Below are 18,289 nucleotides of genomic sequence, written 5' to 3' on the forward strand. Positions count from 1 at the left end.
TTTTGTTGCTTTCGCAATCAGGTTACATAAATATTATAAATCGATAACAAATATACCATTGCGATGGCGAGAGTTTGGCGGTGTTCAAAGTTTGAAAAGCCGTCAGGCGAGATACTATGCGCCACCTTAGGGTGGGCACCAGGATAGTCATTACGCACACCCCCTACGACCGATACGTGAAAGGAACAATAAAATGGATGAGCAGTTGAAACAAAGCGCCCTCGATTTCCATGAGTTTCCCGTCCCCGGGAAAATTCAGGTTGTCCCTACCAAGCCTCTGGCCACCCAGCGCGATCTGGCGCTGGCCTACTCGCCAGGCGTGGCGGCACCTTGTCTGGAAATTGAGAAAGATCCGCTGGCCGCCTACAAATATACCGCCCGTGGCAACCTGGTAGCCGTTGTCTCCAACGGTACCGCGGTGCTGGGGCTGGGCAATATCGGTGCGCTAGCCGGTAAGCCGGTGATGGAAGGCAAGGGCGTTTTGTTTAAAAAATTCGCCGGGATTGATGTGTTCGATATCGAAGTCGATGAGCTGGACCCGGATAAATTTATCAATGTTGTGGCGGCGCTGGAGCCCACCTTCGGCGGCATCAACCTCGAAGACATCAAAGCGCCAGAGTGTTTCTACATCGAGCAAAAGCTGCGCGAGCGCATGAACATTCCGGTGTTCCATGACGATCAGCACGGCACGGCCATTATCAGCACCGCGGCGATTATTAACGGCCTGCGAGTGGTGGAGAAAAATCTTTCCGACGTTCGGATGGTGGTATCCGGCGCGGGCGCGGCGGCGATTGCCTGTATGAATTTGCTGGTGGCGCTGGGGATGCAGAAACACAATATCGTGGTCTGCGACTCCAAAGGCGTTATCTATAAAGACCGTGAGCCCCATATGGCAGAGACCAAGGCAGCCTACGCGGTAGAAGATGACGGCAAACGCACGCTGGACGATGTGATTGACGGGGCGGATATTTTCCTCGGCTGTTCAGGCCCGAAAGTGCTGACGCCGGAGATGGTGAAAAAAATGGCCCGCGCGCCGCTGATCCTCGCGCTGGCTAACCCGGAACCGGAGATTCTGCCGCCGCTGGCGAAGCAGGTCCGCGAAGATGCCATCATCTGCACCGGGCGCTCTGACTACCCGAACCAGGTCAACAACGTGCTGTGCTTCCCGTTCATTTTCCGCGGGGCGCTGGACGTTGGCGCTACGGCGATTAACGAAGAGATGAAGCTGGCTGCGGTCCACGCGATAGCTGAACTGGCGCATGCCGAGCAGAGCGAAGTGGTCGCCTCTGCCTACGGCGATCAGGATCTGAGCTTTGGCGCGGAATATATCATTCCGAAACCGTTCGATCCGCGGCTGATCGTCAAGATCGCCCCGGCGGTCGCCAAAGCAGCGATGGACTCCGGCGTAGCCACGCGTCCGATTGCCGACTTTGACGCCTATATTGAGAAGCTCAGTGAGTTTGTCTACAAAACCAACCTGTTCATGAAGCCGATTTTCTCGCAGGCGCGCAAAGAACCTAAGCGCGTGGTGCTGGCGGAAGGCGAAGAGACGCGCGTTCTGCACGCAACCCAGGAGCTGGTGTCGCTGGGGCTGGCAAAACCGATTCTGATCGGCCGTCCGAGCGTGATTGAAATGCGCCTCCAGAAGCTGGGGCTGCAGATCAAAGCCGGTGTGGATTTTGAGATCGTCAATAATGAATCCGATCCGCGCTTTAAAGAGTACTGGGGCGAGTATTACCAGCTCATGAAACGCCGGGGCGTGACTCAGGAACAGGCGCAGAGAGCGGTGATTGCCAATACGACGGTCATTGGCGCAATCATGGTGCACCGTGGCGAGGCGGATGCCATGATCTGCGGTACCATCGGCGACTACCATGAGCATTATGGGGTCATTCAACCGCTGTTCGGCTACCGTGACGGCGTTAGTACCGCAGGGGCTATGAATGCGCTGCTGCTGCCAAGCGGCAACACCTTTATCGCCGATACCTACGTCAATAACGATCCAACGCCGGAGCAGCTGGCGGAAATCACGCTGATGGCGGCGGAAAGCGTGCGTCGTTTTGGTATTGAGCCGCGCGTGGCGCTGCTGTCGCACTCCAACTTCGGCTCTTCTGACTGCCCGTCAGCCAGTAAAATGCGCGAAGCGCTGGAGCGCGTAAAAGCGCTGGCGCCGGATCTGATGATCGATGGTGAAATGCACGGCGATGCGGCGCTGGTAGAAAGTATTCGCCATGAGCGAATGCCGGACAGCCCGCTGAAAGGCTCGGCCAACATTCTGGTGATGCCGAATATGGAGGCCGCGCGCATTAGCTATAACCTGCTGCGCGTCTCCAGTTCGGAAGGGGTGACCGTCGGACCGGTGCTGATGGGAGTGGCGAAGCCGGTACATATTCTGACGCCGATCGCTTCCGTGCGCCGCATCGTCAATATGGTCGCGCTGGCAGTGGTTGAGGCGCAGACTCAGCCGCTGTAGGAGATTTGTCGGGTGGCGCTGCGCTAACCCGACCTACAGGATCGTGCGGGCCTGCAGCAGGATAACGTGAGCCGGGCAAGCCCGTTTTGCGGGATAACGTGACCCGGGCAAGCGAAAGCGCCGCCCGGCATTAAACCTGGCGGTGGTTGAGGCGCAGACTCAGCCGCTGTAGGAGATTTGTCGGGTGGCGCTACGCTAACCCGACCTACAGGATAGTGCGTGCCAGCAGCAGGATAGTGCGGGCCGGGCAGCAGGATAACGTGAGCCGGGCAAGCCCGCTCTGCGGGATAACGTAGGCCGGGCAAGCGAAAGCGCCGCCCGGCATTAAACCTGGCGGTGGTCGAGGCGCAGACTCAGCCGCTGTAGGAGATTTGTCGGGTGGCGCTACGCTAACCCGACCTACAGGATCGTGCGGGCCGGCAGCAGGATTGCGTGAGCCAGCAGCAGGATAACGTGAGTCGGGCAAGCCCGCTCTGCGGGATAACGTAGGCCGGGCAAGCGGAAGCGCCGCCCGGCTTAAATCCACTCGCGGACCTGGATAAACTCACTCAGGGCAGCCTCCGGGCTGCCTTCTTCCGGCTGGTAGTCATACTCCCAGCGCACCAGCGGCGGCATCGACATCAGAATCGACTCCGTGCGCCCGCCGGTCTGCAGGCCAAACAGCGTTCCGCGATCCCACACCAGATTGAACTCCACGTAGCGGCCGCGGCGATAGAGCTGAAAATTCCGCTCGCGCTCGCCATATGGCATGGCTTTGCGCCGCTCAACTATCGGCAGAAAGGCATCCGTATAGCCGTTACCCACCGCCTGCATAAAGGCGAAGGCGTGGTCAAAATCCGGGGTATTCAAATCGTCAAAAAACAGGCCGCCAATTCCGCGCTGCTCGTGGCGATGTTTAAGGTGAAAGTAGTCATCGCACCATTTTTTATAGCGCGGGTACACCTCTTCGCCGAAGGGCTGGCACAGATCGCGAGCCGTGCGATGCCAGTGAATCGCATCCTCCTCAAAGCCGTAGAACGGCGTCAGGTCAAACCCGCCACCGAACCACCACACCGGCTCTGCGCCGGGTTTTTCAGCAATGAAAAAACGCACGTTGGCATGGCTGGTCGGCACATAGGGATTCCACGGATGCACCACCAGAGAAACGCCCATCGCCTCAAAGCTACGGCCGGCCAGTTCCGGGCGATGCGCCGTTGCCGAAGCCGGCATGGCGTCGCCGTGAACGTGGGAGAAGTTCACGCCCGCCTGCTCAAACACGCCGCCATTGCGCAGAACCCGGCTGCGACCGCCGCCACCGCCTTCGCGCTGCCAGCTGTCTTCGACAAATTCCGCGCCGTCAACGGCGCTCAGTGTCTGGCAAATGGTCTCCTGGAGCTGGAGGAGATAGCGTTTTACCTGCTGCGCGTCGGGCTTCATTTACGTCTCTTTGAGTGGGCCTTCTGGTTATCGAACCAGTGGAAGTAGCTGATAATGCCGGAAGCGATCGCGCTGGCGATCTTTTGCCGGAACGCGGTGGTGCCTAACAGTTTTTCTTCGCCCGGGTTGGTGATAAATGAGGTCTCAACCAGTACGGACGGGATTGACGGCGACTTCAATACCACGAAGGCGGCCTGTTCAGTGTTACGGCTATGCAGCTTATGCACCGGCTTAATATTTTTCAGGACATGCGAGCCCAGCGTCAGGCTGTTTTTAATGGTATCGGTCTGCACCAGGTCAAACAGCACCTGCTGCAAAAGATGGTCCTTCGCCGTCGCTTTTTTACCGGCGACCTCATCGGCGCGGTTTTCGCGGTCGGAGAGGTATTTCGCCATGGCGCTACTCGCGCCGCGGTTGGAGAGGGCAAATACCGACGCGCCAGCGGCGCTGGGATTGGTAAAGCCGTCGGCGTGAATCGACATAAAGAGATCGGCGCCGTGCTGGTGGGCAATTTCCACGCGGTCGTACAGCGGGATAAAGGTATCGCCGGAACGCGTCAGGCGCGCATCGATGCCGTTGCTGCGCAGGATGCTGCGGACGTTTTTAGCAATCGCCAGTACGACGTGTTTCTCTTTGGAACCGTTGTGACCGATAGCGCCGGTATCAATACCGCCATGACCCGGGTCGAGCATAACGATACGTTTTGCGCCCGCCTTTTTCGCCGCCGGTTTACTGTGGCCATTGGACGTCGTCAGCGGTTGTTCTTTTGCGATGACCTGCGATGAAACCCCGGAAAGGGTCATGGCAGCCAGTCCTGCTTTCAGCACCTGGCGGCGCGAAGCAAGTATTTTTAAGGGTTTAAAAGTGCTCATTCGGCCTGAATTGCAAACAAGTGGTACCTGGTGTTATATCGTATCGCGTTTCTCGTTACGACCATTCAAAATAAGAATTGTTTTACTTTTCATTTCAATACATGACAGTGCGTATTATGCCATTTTTTCCACTTCATTTCGCCTGATATTGGCTATCCGCTGAAATCGCGCCATAATCGCTGTTTTTAAGCCTGAAAAATGGGGAATACCATGGAGATACGCGTTTTTCGCCAGCAAGATTTCGAAGAAGTGATTACGCTGTGGGAGCGCTGCGAGCTTCTGCGCCCGTGGAATGACCCGGAAATGGACATTGAGCGTAAGGTTAACCACGATGTCAGCCTGTTTCTGGTCGCGGAAGTGAATGGCGAGGTGGTTGGCACGGTGATGGGCGGCTATGACGGTCATCGCGGTTCCGCCTACTACCTGGGCGTGCATCCGGAATACCGCGGTCGCGGTATCGCCAATGCGCTGCTGAACCGGCTGGAAAAAAAACTCATTGCTCGCGGCTGCCCGAAAATTAACATCATGGTTCGCGATGATAATGAGGTGGTGCAGGGGATGTATGAACGACTTGGTTACGAATATGCCGATGTCCTGAGTCTGGGTAAACGTTTGATTGAAGATGAAGAATACTGAGTTTATCCCCTCTGATTTTGATGCCCACGGTCGGCTCAGGCTGCCGTTTCTGTTCTGGTGCGTCCTGCTGCTGCAGGCGCGGACCTGGGTGCTGTTCATTATGGCGGGGGCCTCCCGTCAACAGGGCGATGTGTTACTGAACCTGTTCTATCCCGATCACAATAATTTCTGGCTGGGGTTATTGCCGGGTATTCCGGCGGTAGCGGCGTTTATCGTCAGCGGGCAGCGGCAGCGTTTTCCCCGTCTCTGGCCGCTAATGCGCTGGCTGCTGGTGCTTTCTCAGACGCTGCTGCTGCTCTGGCAACCGCTGCTATGGCTGAGCGGCGAGTCGCCATCGATGCTGACTATCGGCCTGCTGGTCGCCGATCTCTATGCCTTCTGGTGGCTGTTAGCCAGCCGTCGGCTCAAAGCCTGTTTTCAGGAAGATCGGGTTTAACGGCACTTTTTGCCGATCCTGCACTCCAACAGGCGTCAAATAAACAAGAAAGGATCGTGTCATGAAATCGCTACGTTTACTTCTCTGCGCGCTACCGCTGGCATTAACCGGCTGCTCCACGATGAGTGCGGTTAACTGGTCAGCAGCCTATCCGTGGAACTGGTTTGGTTCCTCAATGGAAGTGACCGAGCAGGGCGTGGGTAAACTGACGGCGGCAACGCCGCTCAATGAACAGGCCATCAGCGATGCGCTTGGCGGGAGTTATCGCCTGCGCAGCGGCATGAAAGCGGCCAACGGTAATATCGTGCGCTACTTTGAGGCGCTGAAAGATGACAAAGTCGCGATGACCATTAACGGCGACGGGGGAACCATCAACCGTATCGAAGTGCGGGATAGCGAGATTAAAACGGAGCGCGGCGTTCAGGTTGGCACTCCGTTTAGCGAGCTGTACAGCAAAGCCTTTGGCCATTGTCAGAAAGGCGCAAGCGATAATGGCACCGTGGTGGAGTGCAAGGCGGACGGCAGTCAGCATATCAGCTACGCCTTTACCGGCCACTGGAATGGTCCGGAAGAGCTGATGCCTTCCGACGACACGCTGAAAAACTGGAAAATCAGCAAAATTATCTGGCGCGGCTAATTTGATCTGAAGGGACACGGCACAGGGAAAAAACGGGTACAATAGCGCGATAAAAGTGCCACAGTGTTGTGGTTGTATCATTTCAGGAGGAGCGATGTCTCAGGTTCAGAGCGGCATTTTGCCGGAACATTGCCGTGCGGCGATTTGGATTGAAGCCAATGTCAAAGGGGACGTCAACGCCCTGCGCGAAGCCAGCAAAGTCTTTATTGATAAATTAGCGACCTTTCAAACGCAATTTCCGGATGCGCAGCTGGGCGCCGTGGTGGCTTTTGGCAATAACGTCTGGCGCCAGCTGAGCGGCGGTGTCGGTGCCGAAGAGCTTAAAGATTTCCCGGTATACGGCAAGGGTCTGGCGCCATCCACCCAGTACGATGTCCTGATTCATATCCTCTCCGCGCGTCATGAGGTGAATTTCTCCGTTGCCCAGGCTGCCGTGGCGGCCTTTGGCGATGTGATTGAAGTGCAAGAAGAGGTTCACGGTTTCCGCTGGATTGACGAGCGCGACCTGAGCGGTTTCGTCGACGGCACGGAAAACCCGGCCGGTCTTGAGACTCGTCGTGACGTGGCGATTATCAAAGATGGCGTGGATGCCGGCGGCAGCTATGTGTTCGTTCAGCGCTGGGAGCATAACCTCAGGCAGTTGAATCGCATGAGCGTGCCGGATCAGGAAATGATGATTGGCCGCACCAAAGAAGCCAACGAAGAGATTGATGGCGACGACCGCCCGGCAACCTCGCACCTGAGCCGCGTCGACTTAAAAGAAGACGGCAAAGGGCTGAAGATTGTACGTCAGAGCCTGCCTTACGGTACCGCCAGCGGCACACACGGCCTCTATTTCTGCGCTTACTGCGCGCGTATCCACAACATTGAACAGCAGCTGCTGAGCATGTTTGGCGATACCGATGGTAAACGCGACGCCATGCTGCGCTTTACCAAACCGGTGACCGGCGGCTACTACTTCGCTCCGTCGCTGGATCGTATTCAGGCGTTGTAACCTTTCCCCTCACCCTGAGCCTCTCCCGGACGGGAAAGGAGCGGGGTGAGTCGCTTTCGGCAAAGCTTTGCCAACTGCTTATTCTCTTTTCGACTTCCAAATCGCCAAACGGTATATAAAACCGTTACTCCTTTCATCGCCGTTATAAATATGATGATCAGCAGAAAATCATCAAATTGATAAGGGTGCGCAATGGCAGTTAAATCACTGAACAAAGGATATCTGGCACTGGCTGCTTCGATGCTGCTGGTTGCGCAGGCGCAGGCGACTGAGCTGCTGAACAGCTCTTATGATGTCTCCCGTGAGCTGTTTGCTGCCCTTAATCCGCCGTTTGAACAGCAGTGGGCGAAAGATAACGGCGGCGATAAGCTGACTATCAAACAATCTCATGCCGGCTCGTCTAAACAGGCGCTTGCTATATTGCAGGGCTTAAAAGCCGATGTGGTGACCTATAACCAGGTGACAGATGTACAGATCCTGCATGACAAAGGCAATCTGATTCCCGCCGACTGGCAAAGCCGTCTGCCGAACAACAGCTCGCCGTTCTACTCCACCATGGCGTTCCTGGTGCGTAAGGGGAACCCGAAGAATATTCATGAGTGGAGCGATCTGGTGCGCCCGGACGTGAAGCTGATTTTCCCGAATCCGAAAACGTCCGGCAACGCGCGCTATACCTATCTGGCGGCATGGGGAGCCGCAGATAAAGCCGACGGCGGTGATAAAGCGAAAACCGAACAGTTCATGACCCAGTTCCTGAAAAACGTCGAGGTGTTTGATACCGGCGGTCGCGGCGCGACCACCACCTTCGTTGAACGTGGACTCGGCGATGTGCTGATTACCTTTGAATCGGAAGTGAACAATATTCGCAAACAGTATGAGGACCAGGGCTTCGAAGTCGTCGTGCCGAAGGTCAATATTCTGGCGGAGTTCCCGGTTGCCTGGGTGGACAAAAACGTCAAGGCCAACGGGACTGAGAAGGCGGCAAAGGCTTATCTGAACTGGCTCTACAGCCCGCAGGCGCAGACCATCATCACCGACTATTACTATCGCGTGAATAACCCGAAGGTAATGGATTCGCTGAAAGATAAATTCCCGCAGACCGAACTGTTCCGCGTCGAAGACCAGTTTGGCGCCTGGCCAGACGTGATGAAAACCCACTTTGCCAGCGGCGGCGAGCTGGACAAACTGCTGGCGGCGGGGCGTAAGTAATGTTTGCTGCTGCATCTAAGCGCGTGCTGCCGGGGTTTACCCTGAGCCTCGGCACCAGCCTGCTGTTTGTCTGTCTGATTTTACTGCTCCCCCTGAGTGCGCTGGTGATGCAACTGGCGCAGATGACCTGGAGTCAATACTGGGATGTCGTCACCAACCCGCAGGTGGTGGCGGCCTATAAAGTGACCCTGCTGTCGGCGTTTGTCGCCTCAATTTTTAATGGCGTATTTGGCCTGCTGATGGCGTGGATTCTGACGCGCTATCGTTTTCCGGGCCGTACGCTGCTTGATGCGCTGATGGATCTGCCGTTTGCCCTGCCGACGGCGGTTGCCGGTCTGACTCTGGCTTCCCTGTTTTCGGTTAACGGTTTTTACGGCGAGTGGCTGGCGAAGTTTGATATCAAGGTGACCTATACCTGGCTCGGTATCGCGGTCGCCATGGCCTTTACCAGCATCCCCTTCGTGGTACGTACCGTACAGCCGGTACTCGAAGAGCTGGGGCCGGAATATGAAGAAGCGGCGGAAACCCTGGGCGCCACCCGCCTGCAGAGTTTCCGCAAAGTGGTGCTGCCTGAGCTCTCTCCGGCGCTGTTGGCCGGGATTGCGCTATCGTTTACCCGCAGCCTGGGCGAATTCGGCGCGGTGATTTTTATCGCCGGCAACATCGCATGGAAAACCGAAGTCACCTCGCTGATGATTTTTATTCGTTTGCAGGAGTTTGATTACCCGGCGGCGAGCGCGATTGCATCGGTGATCCTGGCGGCTTCGCTGCTGCTGCTGTTTTCCATCAACACCCTGCAAAGTCGCTTCGGTCGACGTGTGGTAGGTCACTAATGGCGGAAGTTACTCAATTGAAGCGTTATGATGCTCCCCGCATCAACTGGGGGAAATGGTTTCTGATTGGCACCGGAATGTTGGTTTCCGCCTTCATTCTGATCGTGCCGATGGTCTACATCTTCGTCCAGGCCTTCAGCAAAGGGCTGATGCCGGTGCTGCAAAATCTGGCTAACCCGGACATGCTGCATGCAATCTGGCTGACGGTGATGATTGCGCTGATTACCGTACCGGTTAACCTGGTTTTCGGTACGCTGCTGGCATGGCTGGTGACGCGTTTTAACTTCCCAGGCCGCCAGCTGCTGCTGACGCTGCTGGATATTCCTTTTGCCGTCTCGCCGGTGGTGGCGGGTCTGGTCTATCTGCTGTTCTACGGTTCCAACGGCCCGCTCGGCGGCTGGCTGGATGCGCATAACCTGCAAATTATGTTCGCCTGGCCGGGCATGGTGCTGGCCACCATCTTCGTTACCTGCCCGTTTGTGGTACGTGAGCTGGTTCCGGTGATGATGAGTCAGGGGAGTAACGAAGATGAAGCGGCGATTCTGCTCGGCGCCTCCGGCTGGCAGATGTTCCGCCGGGTGACTTTGCCGAATATCCGCTGGGCGCTGTTGTATGGCGTGGTGTTGACCAACGCGCGCGCTATCGGGGAGTTCGGCGCCGTTTCAGTGGTTTCGGGCTCGATTCGCGGTGAAACCCTGTCGCTGCCGCTGCAGATTGAATTGCTGGAGCAGGATTACAACACCGTCGGTTCCTTTACCGCCGCCGCTCTGCTGACGTTAATGGCTATTTTGACCTTGTTTTTAAAGAGTATGTTGCAATGGCGTCTGGCCAATCAGGAAAAACGCGCGCAACTGGAGGGGAATCATGAGCATTGAGATTGTCAATATTAAGAAATCTTTTGGACGCACTCAGGTGCTGAATGATATCTCTCTGGATATCCCTTCCGGACAGATGGTCGCGCTGCTGGGGCCATCCGGCTCCGGCAAAACCACGCTGCTGCGTATTATTGCCGGCCTGGAGAATCAATCCAGCGGCCATATTCGTTTTCATGGCACCGACGTGAGCCGCGTTCACGCCCGTGACCGTAAAGTGGGCTTTGTTTTCCAGCACTATGCGCTGTTCCGTCATATGACGGTCTTTGAGAACATCGCTTTTGGGCTGACGGTGTTGCCGCGCCGTGAACGTCCGAACGCCGCCGGGATCAAAGCGAAAGTCACCCGGCTGCTGGAAATGGTGCAGCTGGCTCATCTTGCCGATCGCTACCCGGCGCAGCTTTCCGGCGGTCAGAAGCAGCGCGTGGCGTTAGCACGTGCGCTGGCCGTGGAGCCGCAAATTCTGCTGCTCGATGAACCCTTCGGCGCGCTGGACGCTCAGGTGCGTAAAGAGCTCCGTCGCTGGCTGCGTCAACTGCATGAAGAGCTGAAGTTTACCAGCGTATTTGTGACCCATGACCAGGAGGAAGCGATGGAAGTAGCCGATCGCGTGGTGGTCATGAGCCAGGGCAATATCGAGCAGGCCGATGCGCCGGAACAGGTCTGGCGTGAACCGTCCACCCGCTTTGTCCTGGAGTTTATGGGCGAGGTTAACCGCCTGAAAGGGATTGTGCGCGGCAGTCAGTTCCATGTCGGCGCCCATCGTTGGCCGCTGGGGTATACCCCGGCTTATCAAGGGCCGGTGGATCTGTTCCTGCGCCCGTGGGAAGTGGATATCAGTCGCCGTACCAGCCTCGATTCACCGCTGCCGGTCCAGGTACTGGAAGCCAGCCCGAAAGGGCACTACACCCAATTAGTTGTTCAGCCATTGGGGTGGTATGACGAACCGCTGACCGTCGTGCTGCCGGGCGATGTCGCGCCGTATCGCGGTGAGCGACTGTTCGTCGGCTTACAGAATGCGCGACTGTATAACGGCAATCAGCGGATAGAGCCGCGCGAGGATATTGCTCTGGCGGAGTCAGCCTGATAGTTTATTGAATATGTTTATCGCCCGGTGACGCTGCGCTTACCGGGCCTACAGTTATCACTACGTCTTGTAGGCCGGGATCGCTGCGCGCAACCCGGCTTTTTTATTGAGTAAAAATCGTGAATACACTTGAACACACTATCGGCAATACCCCTCTGGTCAAGCTTCAGCGCATGGGACCGGACAACGGCAGTGAAATCTGGGTCAAACTGGAAGGCAACAACCCGGCGGGTTCAGTCAAGGACCGCGCCGCGCTTTCAATGATCGTTGAAGCCGAAAAACGCGGTGAAATAAAGCCCGGCGATGTCCTGATAGAAGCCACCAGCGGGAATACCGGTATCGCGCTGGCGATGATTGCCGCGCTGAAAGGCTATCAGATGAAGCTCCTGATGCCGGACAACATGAGCCAGGAGCGCCGCGCAGCGATGCTGGCCTACGGTGCCGAACTGATTCTGGTCACCAAAGAGCAGGGGATGGAAGGCGCGCGCGATCTGGCGGCGGAAATGGCTCAGCGCGGCGAAGGGAAACTGCTGGATCAGTTCAATAACCCCGACAACCCTTATGCGCATTACACCACCACCGGGCCGGAAATCTGGCAGCAGACCGCCGGGCGAATCAGCCATTTTGTCTCCAGTATGGGCACCACCGGCACGATTACTGGCGTGTCCCGTTTTCTGCGTGAACAGGATAAGCCGGTGAGCATCGTGGGACTGCAGCCGGAAGAGGGCAGCAGCATTCCGGGGATTCGGCGCTGGCCGGCAGAGTATATGCCGGGAATTTTTAATGCTGCGCTGGTTGATGCGGTGCTGGATATTCATCAGCAGGACGCGGAAAACACCATGCGTATGCTGGCAGTGCGGGAAGGGATTTTTTGCGGCGTCAGCTCCGGCGGCGCGGTAGCCGGCGCGTTACGTATCGCGCGTGAAAACCCCGGCGCGGTCGTGGTGGCGATCGTCTGCGATCGCGGCGATCGCTACCTGTCTACCGGGGTGTTTGGCGAAGAGCACTTTAGCCAGGGGGCGGGCATTTAACGGGCAGGCGAGTCCAGCAGGTCGGTACCGTAGGAGTTATCTACGGTACACAGCCAGCGCTGCTCCTGGCGGCGAAAAACATAGGTGGCGCGGCGCGTGACCTGGGTGGTTCCCCCCTCCGTCGTCGGGATATCCAGCCGGGTTTCCATAATCACCAGCGCAGTGTCGCCGCCTTCCAGTATCTCCATCCTGCCTTGCGTCACCACCAGCCGGTGCTGAAAGTAGTCGGCAATGGCGAGAAAGGCTTTACGGATGTTCTCCTTGCCTTTCACAACCTGTTCCGGCGTCACCACCAGCAGGGCATCCTCGGCGTAATAGTCCATTAACGTCTCGTAGTCTTCCTGCGATATTGCGCGGTCACACGCTTCAATGACGGCTTTGAGCGGCGGGTTTACCATGAATGCCTCCGGGGTTAGCGTAGAAAATGGGTCAGCAGATTAGCGAGAAATGCCCACCGCTTCTGGCTCATCTCGCGATAATCCTGGCAGCGCATCTCCTGTGCGGAACGGATAAAGCGCTGGCCACTTGCGTCAGAGCTGTAGAACAAGGTGTAAGTCATCAGCCAGGCGCTCAATCTCATCATCGCTTAACGTCCCCGGCGATAGCCGAAGACCGTTCGATGGCGTACGAATACCGAACGCTTCCCCTTCGCGGACTAACCAGCCGGCGCGCGCTAAGCGCAAAGCTATTGGCTGACTCGGCTCCGTTAGCGGTAGCCAGAAATTGAGGCCATCTCCCGGCGGGTAAGAGGGAAAACCGCGCTGGGCCAGGGCGGCGGCCAGTTTTTCATTCTGCCGACGATAATGGCGTCGACTCTCCGTCAGCGAGGCGCTAAAGACGCTATCATTCAGGCAGGCAAAGGCAAAACCCTGCAGCAGATGACTGACCCACTGGCTTCCGGCATTGAGCCGTAGACGTAGCGCAGTCGAGGTGGCGCTGTCGCTGGCGACAAACGCCAGGCGCAGGTCCGGCCCAAGCGTTTTTGACAGGGAGCGTACCAGCGCCCAGCGCTGAGTGGTGGCGGGCAGAGGGGAGTACCAGGGCGTTGCCGATAACAATGCGAAGTGGTCATCAATAATCACCAGTACCTGCGGGTAGCGAGTCAGAATCTCGCGAACAGCCGCGGCTCTGGCTTCACTGAAGCTACAGCCGGTCGGGTTGTGCGCACGCGGGGTCAAAATGACGGCTCGCGCGCCGCTGCGTAAAGCCTGTTCCAGCCCGTCAGGCAATATCCCTTCTTCGTCGACGGCTACCGGGCAGGCATTAAATCCGGCGTAGCGCAGCATATTGATACTGCTGAGGAAGCAGGGGTCTTCAACCACAACGTTATCGCCGGGCAGAAGCAGGGCGCAAAGCAACCGCTCCAGCGCGTCGATGGCGCCGCTGGTCAGGTTAATCTCCGCATGGATTCCCAGATCCTGGTGCATCCAGCGCTGTGCCCAGGCCGCCAGATTCGGTTCCACGGCAGCATCGCCGTACAGGTGTGGGGTCACCGAGAGCTGATTCAGGTAGCGAGCGAGATCCGGCAGGCGGCGGGGATCCGGGTTGCCGCCGGAGATGTCTCTGAGGGGGGAAGAAGGATCTCCGCCTTCCTGCGCCAGGGGGGCATTCGCCGATTTAATGACGGTACCGTTGCGCCCCTGACTGACGGCCAGTCCGGAGGTGACCAGCCGTTTATAGACCGCAGCGACGGTGTTGCGGTTAACCGTCAGTTCAGCAGCCAGCTCACGCACCGGAGGCAGCGTTTCTCCGGGTTTTAATACTCCGCTTTGGATCAGATGGCGGATGTTATCAAAAATTTCACCGGCGGTTTTTCCAACGATCATTATTGACCTATGACAAAATGGATTTTAGCATAGGACGAATGATAATCAGAGTATGACCCGCTGTCCAGCGGAGGGAGAAGGGATGGGCCAACAAGACGAAATACAATCAGTGCTCTTCAACGACAAGAGCCGGGCGCTAGAGGTCGACATCGTCGCCGTGCAATCGCAGGTCGTGTACGGCAGCGTCGGTAACAGTATCGCGGTGCCGGCCATTAAGCAGCATGGACTGCGGGTGATGGCCGTGCCGACGGTGTTATTCAGTAATACGCCACACTACGATACGTTCTATGGCGGCGTGATTCCGGAAGCGTGGTTTGTGGGCTACCTGCAGGCGCTGGAAGAGCGTGACGCGCTGCGCGAATTACGGGCGGTGACCACGGGTTATATGGGCAGCGCGGTACAGATAGAACGTCTGGCGCAGTGGTTACGCCGGATCCGCGAATCTCACCCGCAGCTCTGTATTCTTGTTGATCCGGTCATTGGCGATGTCGATAGCGGGATTTACGTGAAGGCGGAAATTCCGGATGCCTATCGTACTCATCTGCTGCCGTTGGCGCAGGGGATAACGCCTAACTTGTTCGAGCTGGAAACGCTGAGCGGGATGCCCTGCCGTCATCAGCAGGAGGCCATCGCTGCCGCACGCAGTCTGCTATCCGACTCGCTGAAGTGGGTGGTGATTACCAGCGCTCCGGGGATGGACAGCACAACGATTAACGTTCTGGTGGTGACGGCTGATTCGGTTGAGGTGGTGGTTCATCCACGGGTTGAAACGGACCTGAAGGGAACCGGCGACCTGTTTTGCGCCGAGCTGATTAGCGGCCTGCTATCGGGGCTGGCGCTGGGCACGGCGACGAAGGCTGCTGCGCAGCGCGTGCTGGCCGTCATGACCTGGACCGATCGGCAGGGGTGCGATGAGCTGATCCTGCCACCGCTGGAGGTGAGCGCATGAAGAGCTATCGTTTAGTCGTACGTCAGCAGGGGCGTATTGTCGGTTATTTTGATACCACCGGTCATGATGCCCTGGAGGATGTCTGCGTAGCCCGGTCGCTGTTTGGCGTGACAGGAGGATACCAGTGCGAACTGTTGGTTTCAGATAGCGAACGGCGGATTCTGGAAAGTGGGCCGGAGGGGATGAAGGTGCTCTCCCGGGAGAAATACTTTCAGCCGGTAAAATCGATCCTATAGAAAAATGGCGCCAAAAGGCGCCATTTTTTCTGCGGCAAGAATTACTTCTTGATGCGAATAACCGGGGTTTCACCCACGGTCACGCTACCGGACAGTTTGATCAGTTCTTTGATCTCATCCATGTTGGAGATAACAACCGGAGTCAGAGTTGACTTGGCTTTCTCTTCCAGCAGCGGCAGATCGAATTCGATGACCGGGTCACCGACTTTCACACGCTGACCTTCTTCGGCAATGCGTTTGAAGCCTTCGCCTTTCAGTTCAACGGTATCAATACCGAAGTGAACAAACAGCTCAATGCCGCTATCAGATTCAATAGAGAATGCATGGTTGGTTTCAAAGATTTTACCGATGGTACCGTCTACCGGCGCAACCATTTTGTTGCCGGTAGGTTTGATGGCAATGCCATCACCCACAATTTTTTCCGCAAAAACCACATCCGGCACGTCTTCGATGTTGACGATCTCGCCAGAGAGCGGAGCAACAATCTCAATAGTTCCGGAGTCTTTTTTGTCATCAGAAACCAGAGATTTCAATTTATCGAACAAACCCATGATCTTCTCCTAAGCAGTAATTTGGGCCGCGCATCTCGTGGATTAGCAGATTGTTTTTTCTTCAATGAACTTGTTAACCAGCGTCATTAACTCGTCCGTTGTCGGTTGAGCAAGAGCCTGCTCTGCTAATACTTTCGCATCTTCGAAGTTCGTGTTACGAATAATCTTCTTGATACGCGGGATGGAAATGGCGCTCATAGAGAATTCGTCCAGACCCATACCCAGCAACAGAAGTGTAGCACGTTCATCGCCCGCAAGCTCACCACACATGCCAGTCCATTTGCCTTCGGCATGGGAAGCATCAATAACTTGCTTAATCAGCGTCAGAACAGATGGCGACATTGGTTGGTAAAGATGTGAAATCATATCATTACCACGGTCAACTGCCAGAGTATATTGCGTTAAATCATTGGTTCCGATACTAAAGAAATCCACTTCTTTCGCTAAATGACGGGCAATCGTTGCCGCTGCCGGTGTTTCAACCATCACGCCGACTTCGATTTTTTCGTCGAATGCTTTACCTTCGTCACGCAGTTCCTGTTTGTAGATCTCAATCTCTTTCTTCAGCGCGCGCACTTCTTCAACAGAGATGATCATCGGGAACATGATGCGCAGCTTACCGAACGCAGAGGCGCGCAGGATGGCGCGTACCTGGTCACGCAGGATCTCTTTACGATCCATCGCGATACGCACGGCACGCCAGCCCAGGAACGGGTTCTCTTCTTTCGGGAAGTTCATGTACGGCAGCTCTTTATCGCCGCCAATGTCCATGGTACGAACGATAACGGCCTGCGAACCGCACGCTTCGGCAACCGCTTTATAGGCGGCAAACTGCTCTTCTTCAGTCGGCAGCGCATCGCGGTCCATGAACAGGAATTCGGTACGGTACAGACCTACGCCTTCCGCGCCGTTGCGCTCTGCGCCATCGACGTCACGGACGGTACCAATGTTGGCGCAGACTTCAACCTGATGTCCGTCCAGCGTAATCGCCGGCAGATCTTTCAGTTTGGCCAGCTCCGCTTTCTCTTCAGCGACCTGGACCTGCAGTTTACGCAGTTCTTCGATTTGTTCGTTGGTCGGGTTAACCAGAACCTGGTTATTCACCGCATCAAGGACCAGATAATCGCCGTTTTTCACCTGGGTGGTGACGCTACCGGTGCCCACGATGGCAGGCAGTTCAAGGGAGCGCGCCATGATAGAGGTGTGGGAGGTACGGCCGCCGGCGTCGGTGATGAAGCCCAGCACCTTGTTCAGGTTCAGCTGTGCGGTTTCTGACGGAGTCAGATCGGCGGCAACCAGAATAACTTCTTCCTGAATCGCGCTCAGATCGATGATAGCCAGACCAAGGATGTTGCGCAGCAGGCGCTTACCGATGTCACGTACGTCAGCCGCACGTTCTTTCAGGTATTCATCATCCAGCTCTTCCAGGGCAGTGGCCTGACCTTCGATAATCTCATTTGCTGCCGCATCGGCAGTCATCTGCTTATCTTTAATCAGGGCTATGATTTCCTGCTCAAGCTCCTCATCTTCCAGCAGCATGATGTGCCCTTCGAAGATGGCTTCTTTTTCTTCACCGAAAGTTTCACCAGCTTTGGTTTTGATGACCTCCAGCTGGGCGGAGGCCTTGGCGCGGCCGCTCAGGAAACGTTCGACTTCCTGATCAACCTTATCGGCAGAAATTTTCTTCCGGTCGATGACAATTTCGTCTTCTTTCAGCAGGAGAGCCTTACCGAAAGCGATACCCGGGGATGCTAAAATGCCTGAAATCATAACCTTACCTTACTTGTGACTGATATTAAAAAGAACCCGTGAACTTATTCGAGTTCAGCCATCAGTTTTACCAGATGCTCAACTGCTTTCTGCTCATCTTCGCCTTCAGCGGAGATGGTGACGACGGTACCCTGAGTCAGACCCAGAGTCTGCAGTTTGAACAGGCTTTTGGCGCTGGCGCTTTTGCCGTTGGAGGTTACAGTGATCTCAGAAGTGAAGCCTTTTGCTTCTTTAACAAACTGAGCAGCAGGGCGGGTGTGCAGACCGTTCGGAGCGGTAATGGTAACTTCTTGCTGGAACATTATATTTCCCCAACTTATAGGTTTAGTGTTGTGGACCTAAAGTCTAGCCTAACGGCAAGGCTTTAGCCTGTATTGTTAGCGTCGGCACTACGTGTCTGGCTAAGTTGTCAGCAGCATATTCGCTGTGCAGACCATCTGGCCGTGGACGTCTGGCACGTC

General features: G+C 56.2%; 19 protein-coding genes. 12 read left to right on the plus strand and 7 right to left on the minus strand.

Annotated elements, in window-relative coordinates; translation table 11 throughout:
- The first annotated feature begins 193 nt into the window (after window positions 1-193).
- On the plus strand, window positions 194-2,473 hold the full coding sequence (gene maeB / locus Electrica_RS06600) for an NADP-dependent oxaloacetate-decarboxylating malate dehydrogenase (protein WP_100683243.1): 2,280 nt from the start codon (window positions 194-196) through the stop codon (window positions 2,471-2,473).
- A gap of 516 nt (window positions 2,474-2,989) precedes the next feature.
- Here the strand turns inward: maeB and hemF are convergent.
- Window positions 2,990-3,889: an oxygen-dependent coproporphyrinogen oxidase gene (gene hemF, locus Electrica_RS06605; protein WP_141964005.1), complete on the minus strand. Its 900-nt coding sequence runs from the start codon at window positions 3,887-3,889 to the stop codon at window positions 2,990-2,992.
- Window positions 3,886-4,761 carry an N-acetylmuramoyl-L-alanine amidase AmiA gene (amiA, locus tag Electrica_RS06610; protein WP_100683240.1) on the minus strand — a complete coding sequence of 292 codons (876 nt, stop codon included), beginning with the start codon at window positions 4,759-4,761 and terminating at the stop codon, window positions 3,886-3,888. Before amiA ends, hemF begins: the two co-directional genes overlap by 4 nt.
- 210 nt (window positions 4,762-4,971) lie before the next feature.
- On the opposite strand from amiA, the gene Electrica_RS06615 reads away from it, so the two are divergent.
- The 9 genes from Electrica_RS06615 to cysM all read left to right on the plus strand — a co-directional run bounded on the left by Electrica_RS06615 (window position 4,972) and on the right by cysM (window position 12,496).
- A complete protein-coding gene (locus Electrica_RS06615) occupies window positions 4,972-5,397 on the plus strand; it encodes a GNAT family acetyltransferase (protein WP_100683238.1) in 426 nt (141 codons plus the stop codon).
- On the plus strand, window positions 5,384-5,833 hold the full coding sequence (locus Electrica_RS06620) for a DUF2919 domain-containing protein (RefSeq protein WP_141964007.1): 450 nt from the start codon (window positions 5,384-5,386) through the stop codon (window positions 5,831-5,833). Before Electrica_RS06615 ends, Electrica_RS06620 begins: the two co-directional genes overlap by 14 nt.
- Window positions 5,834-5,894: 61 nt before the next feature.
- Window positions 5,895-6,470: an RpoE-regulated lipoprotein gene (locus tag Electrica_RS06625; RefSeq protein ID WP_141964009.1), complete on the plus strand. Its 576-nt coding sequence runs from the start codon at window positions 5,895-5,897 to the stop codon at window positions 6,468-6,470.
- Window positions 6,471-6,564: 94 nt separating this feature from the next.
- A complete protein-coding gene (locus tag Electrica_RS06630) occupies window positions 6,565-7,464 on the plus strand; it encodes a Dyp-type peroxidase (protein WP_100683234.1) in 900 nt (299 codons plus the stop codon).
- 192 nt (window positions 7,465-7,656) lie between these two features.
- Window positions 7,657-8,673 carry a sulfate ABC transporter substrate-binding protein gene (locus tag Electrica_RS06635; protein ID WP_141964011.1) on the plus strand — a complete coding sequence of 339 codons (1,017 nt, stop codon included), beginning with the start codon at window positions 7,657-7,659 and terminating at the stop codon, window positions 8,671-8,673.
- Entirely contained in the window at window positions 8,673-9,506 is an 834-nt protein-coding gene (gene cysT / locus Electrica_RS06640) for a sulfate/thiosulfate ABC transporter permease CysT (RefSeq protein ID WP_100683231.1), read from the plus strand. The genes Electrica_RS06635 and cysT overlap by 1 nt, the downstream gene beginning before the upstream one ends.
- Complete coding sequence (gene cysW / locus Electrica_RS06645) at window positions 9,506-10,381, plus strand: sulfate/thiosulfate ABC transporter permease CysW (protein WP_131048807.1); 876 nt, start codon at window positions 9,506-9,508, stop codon at window positions 10,379-10,381. The genes cysT and cysW overlap by 1 nt, the downstream gene beginning before the upstream one ends.
- Window positions 10,371-11,465, plus strand: coding sequence for a sulfate/thiosulfate ABC transporter ATP-binding protein CysA (gene cysA / locus Electrica_RS06650; RefSeq protein WP_141964013.1), 1,095 nt, complete (start codon window positions 10,371-10,373; stop codon window positions 11,463-11,465). Before cysW ends, cysA begins: the two co-directional genes overlap by 11 nt.
- Before the next feature lie 119 nt (window positions 11,466-11,584).
- Complete coding sequence (gene cysM / locus Electrica_RS06655; RefSeq protein WP_131048808.1) at window positions 11,585-12,496, plus strand: cysteine synthase CysM; 912 nt, start codon at window positions 11,585-11,587, stop codon at window positions 12,494-12,496.
- Here the strand turns inward: cysM and Electrica_RS06660 are convergent.
- Together Electrica_RS06660 and ptsJ are read right to left on the minus strand one after the other, a co-directional pair.
- Entirely contained in the window at window positions 12,493-12,894 is a 402-nt protein-coding gene (locus tag Electrica_RS06660; protein ID WP_141964015.1) for a YybH family protein, read from the minus strand. The two genes, cysM and Electrica_RS06660, sit on opposite strands and share 4 nt — an antisense overlap.
- Window positions 12,895-13,026: 132 nt before the next feature.
- Window positions 13,027-14,322: a MocR-like B6 salvage transcription factor PtsJ gene (gene ptsJ, locus Electrica_RS06670; protein WP_141964017.1), complete on the minus strand. Its 1,296-nt coding sequence runs from the start codon at window positions 14,320-14,322 to the stop codon at window positions 13,027-13,029.
- Between the two features lie 82 nt (window positions 14,323-14,404).
- On the opposite strand from ptsJ, the gene pdxK reads away from it, so the two are divergent.
- A complete protein-coding gene (gene pdxK, locus Electrica_RS06675) occupies window positions 14,405-15,271 on the plus strand; it encodes a pyridoxine/pyridoxal/pyridoxamine kinase (RefSeq protein WP_141964019.1) in 867 nt (288 codons plus the stop codon).
- Window positions 15,268-15,507, plus strand: a complete 240-nt coding sequence (locus Electrica_RS06680) for a cytoplasmic protein (RefSeq protein ID WP_100683220.1) — start codon at window positions 15,268-15,270, stop codon at window positions 15,505-15,507. The genes pdxK and Electrica_RS06680 overlap by 4 nt, the downstream gene beginning before the upstream one ends.
- 41 nt (window positions 15,508-15,548) lie before the next feature.
- On the opposite strand, the gene crr is transcribed toward Electrica_RS06680, so the two are convergent.
- The 3 genes from crr to ptsH are packed head-to-tail and all read right to left on the minus strand — an operon-like array spanning window position 15,549 to window position 18,130.
- Window positions 15,549-16,058 (minus strand): PTS glucose transporter subunit IIA, encoded by a 510-nt coding sequence (gene crr / locus Electrica_RS06685; RefSeq protein ID WP_003861316.1) that lies wholly within the window; start codon window positions 16,056-16,058, stop codon window positions 15,549-15,551.
- A gap of 42 nt (window positions 16,059-16,100) precedes the next feature.
- Window positions 16,101-17,828: a phosphoenolpyruvate-protein phosphotransferase PtsI gene (gene ptsI / locus Electrica_RS06690; RefSeq protein ID WP_100683219.1), complete on the minus strand. Its 1,728-nt coding sequence runs from the start codon at window positions 17,826-17,828 to the stop codon at window positions 16,101-16,103.
- Between the two features lie 44 nt (window positions 17,829-17,872).
- Window positions 17,873-18,130, minus strand: a complete 258-nt coding sequence (gene ptsH / locus Electrica_RS06695; RefSeq protein WP_000487600.1) for a phosphocarrier protein Hpr — start codon at window positions 18,128-18,130, stop codon at window positions 17,873-17,875.
- Between the last annotated feature and the right edge of the window lie 159 nt (window positions 18,131-18,289).

It is taken from the genome of Klebsiella electrica (assembly GCF_006711645.1).
Lineage (GTDB): Bacteria > Pseudomonadota > Gammaproteobacteria > Enterobacterales > Enterobacteriaceae > Klebsiella > Klebsiella electrica.

Bases quoted from the DNA above. Each gene is read 5' to 3' on its own strand.
- maeB (WP_100683243.1), top strand. From the start codon at position 194: ATGGATGAGCAGTTGAAACAAAGCGCCCTCGATTTCCATGAGTTTCCC.
- hemF (WP_141964005.1), bottom strand. From the start codon at position 3,889: ATGAAGCCCGACGCGCAGCAGGTAAAACGCTATCTCCTCCAGCTCCAG.
- amiA (WP_100683240.1), bottom strand. From the start codon at position 4,761: ATGAGCACTTTTAAACCCTTAAAAATACTTGCTTCGCGCCGCCAGGTG.
- Electrica_RS06615 (WP_100683238.1), top strand. From the start codon at position 4,972: ATGGAGATACGCGTTTTTCGCCAGCAAGATTTCGAAGAAGTGATTACG.
- Electrica_RS06620 (WP_141964007.1), top strand. From the start codon at position 5,384: ATGAAGAATACTGAGTTTATCCCCTCTGATTTTGATGCCCACGGTCGG.
- Electrica_RS06625 (WP_141964009.1), top strand. From the start codon at position 5,895: ATGAAATCGCTACGTTTACTTCTCTGCGCGCTACCGCTGGCATTAACC.
- Electrica_RS06630 (WP_100683234.1), top strand. From the start codon at position 6,565: ATGTCTCAGGTTCAGAGCGGCATTTTGCCGGAACATTGCCGTGCGGCG.
- Electrica_RS06635 (WP_141964011.1), top strand. From the start codon at position 7,657: ATGGCAGTTAAATCACTGAACAAAGGATATCTGGCACTGGCTGCTTCG.
- cysT (WP_100683231.1), top strand. From the start codon at position 8,673: ATGTTTGCTGCTGCATCTAAGCGCGTGCTGCCGGGGTTTACCCTGAGC.
- cysW (WP_131048807.1), top strand. From the start codon at position 9,506: ATGGCGGAAGTTACTCAATTGAAGCGTTATGATGCTCCCCGCATCAAC.
- cysA (WP_141964013.1), top strand. From the start codon at position 10,371: ATGAGCATTGAGATTGTCAATATTAAGAAATCTTTTGGACGCACTCAG.
- Electrica_RS06660 (WP_141964015.1), bottom strand. From the start codon at position 12,894: ATGGTAAACCCGCCGCTCAAAGCCGTCATTGAAGCGTGTGACCGCGCA.
- ptsJ (WP_141964017.1), bottom strand. From the start codon at position 14,322: ATGATCGTTGGAAAAACCGCCGGTGAAATTTTTGATAACATCCGCCAT.
- pdxK (WP_141964019.1), top strand. From the start codon at position 14,405: ATGGGCCAACAAGACGAAATACAATCAGTGCTCTTCAACGACAAGAGC.
- Electrica_RS06680 (WP_100683220.1), top strand. From the start codon at position 15,268: ATGAAGAGCTATCGTTTAGTCGTACGTCAGCAGGGGCGTATTGTCGGT.
- crr (WP_003861316.1), bottom strand. From the start codon at position 16,058: ATGGGTTTGTTCGATAAATTGAAATCTCTGGTTTCTGATGACAAAAAA.
- ptsI (WP_100683219.1), bottom strand. From the start codon at position 17,828: ATGATTTCAGGCATTTTAGCATCCCCGGGTATCGCTTTCGGTAAGGCT.
- ptsH (WP_000487600.1), bottom strand. From the start codon at position 18,130: ATGTTCCAGCAAGAAGTTACCATTACCGCTCCGAACGGTCTGCACACC.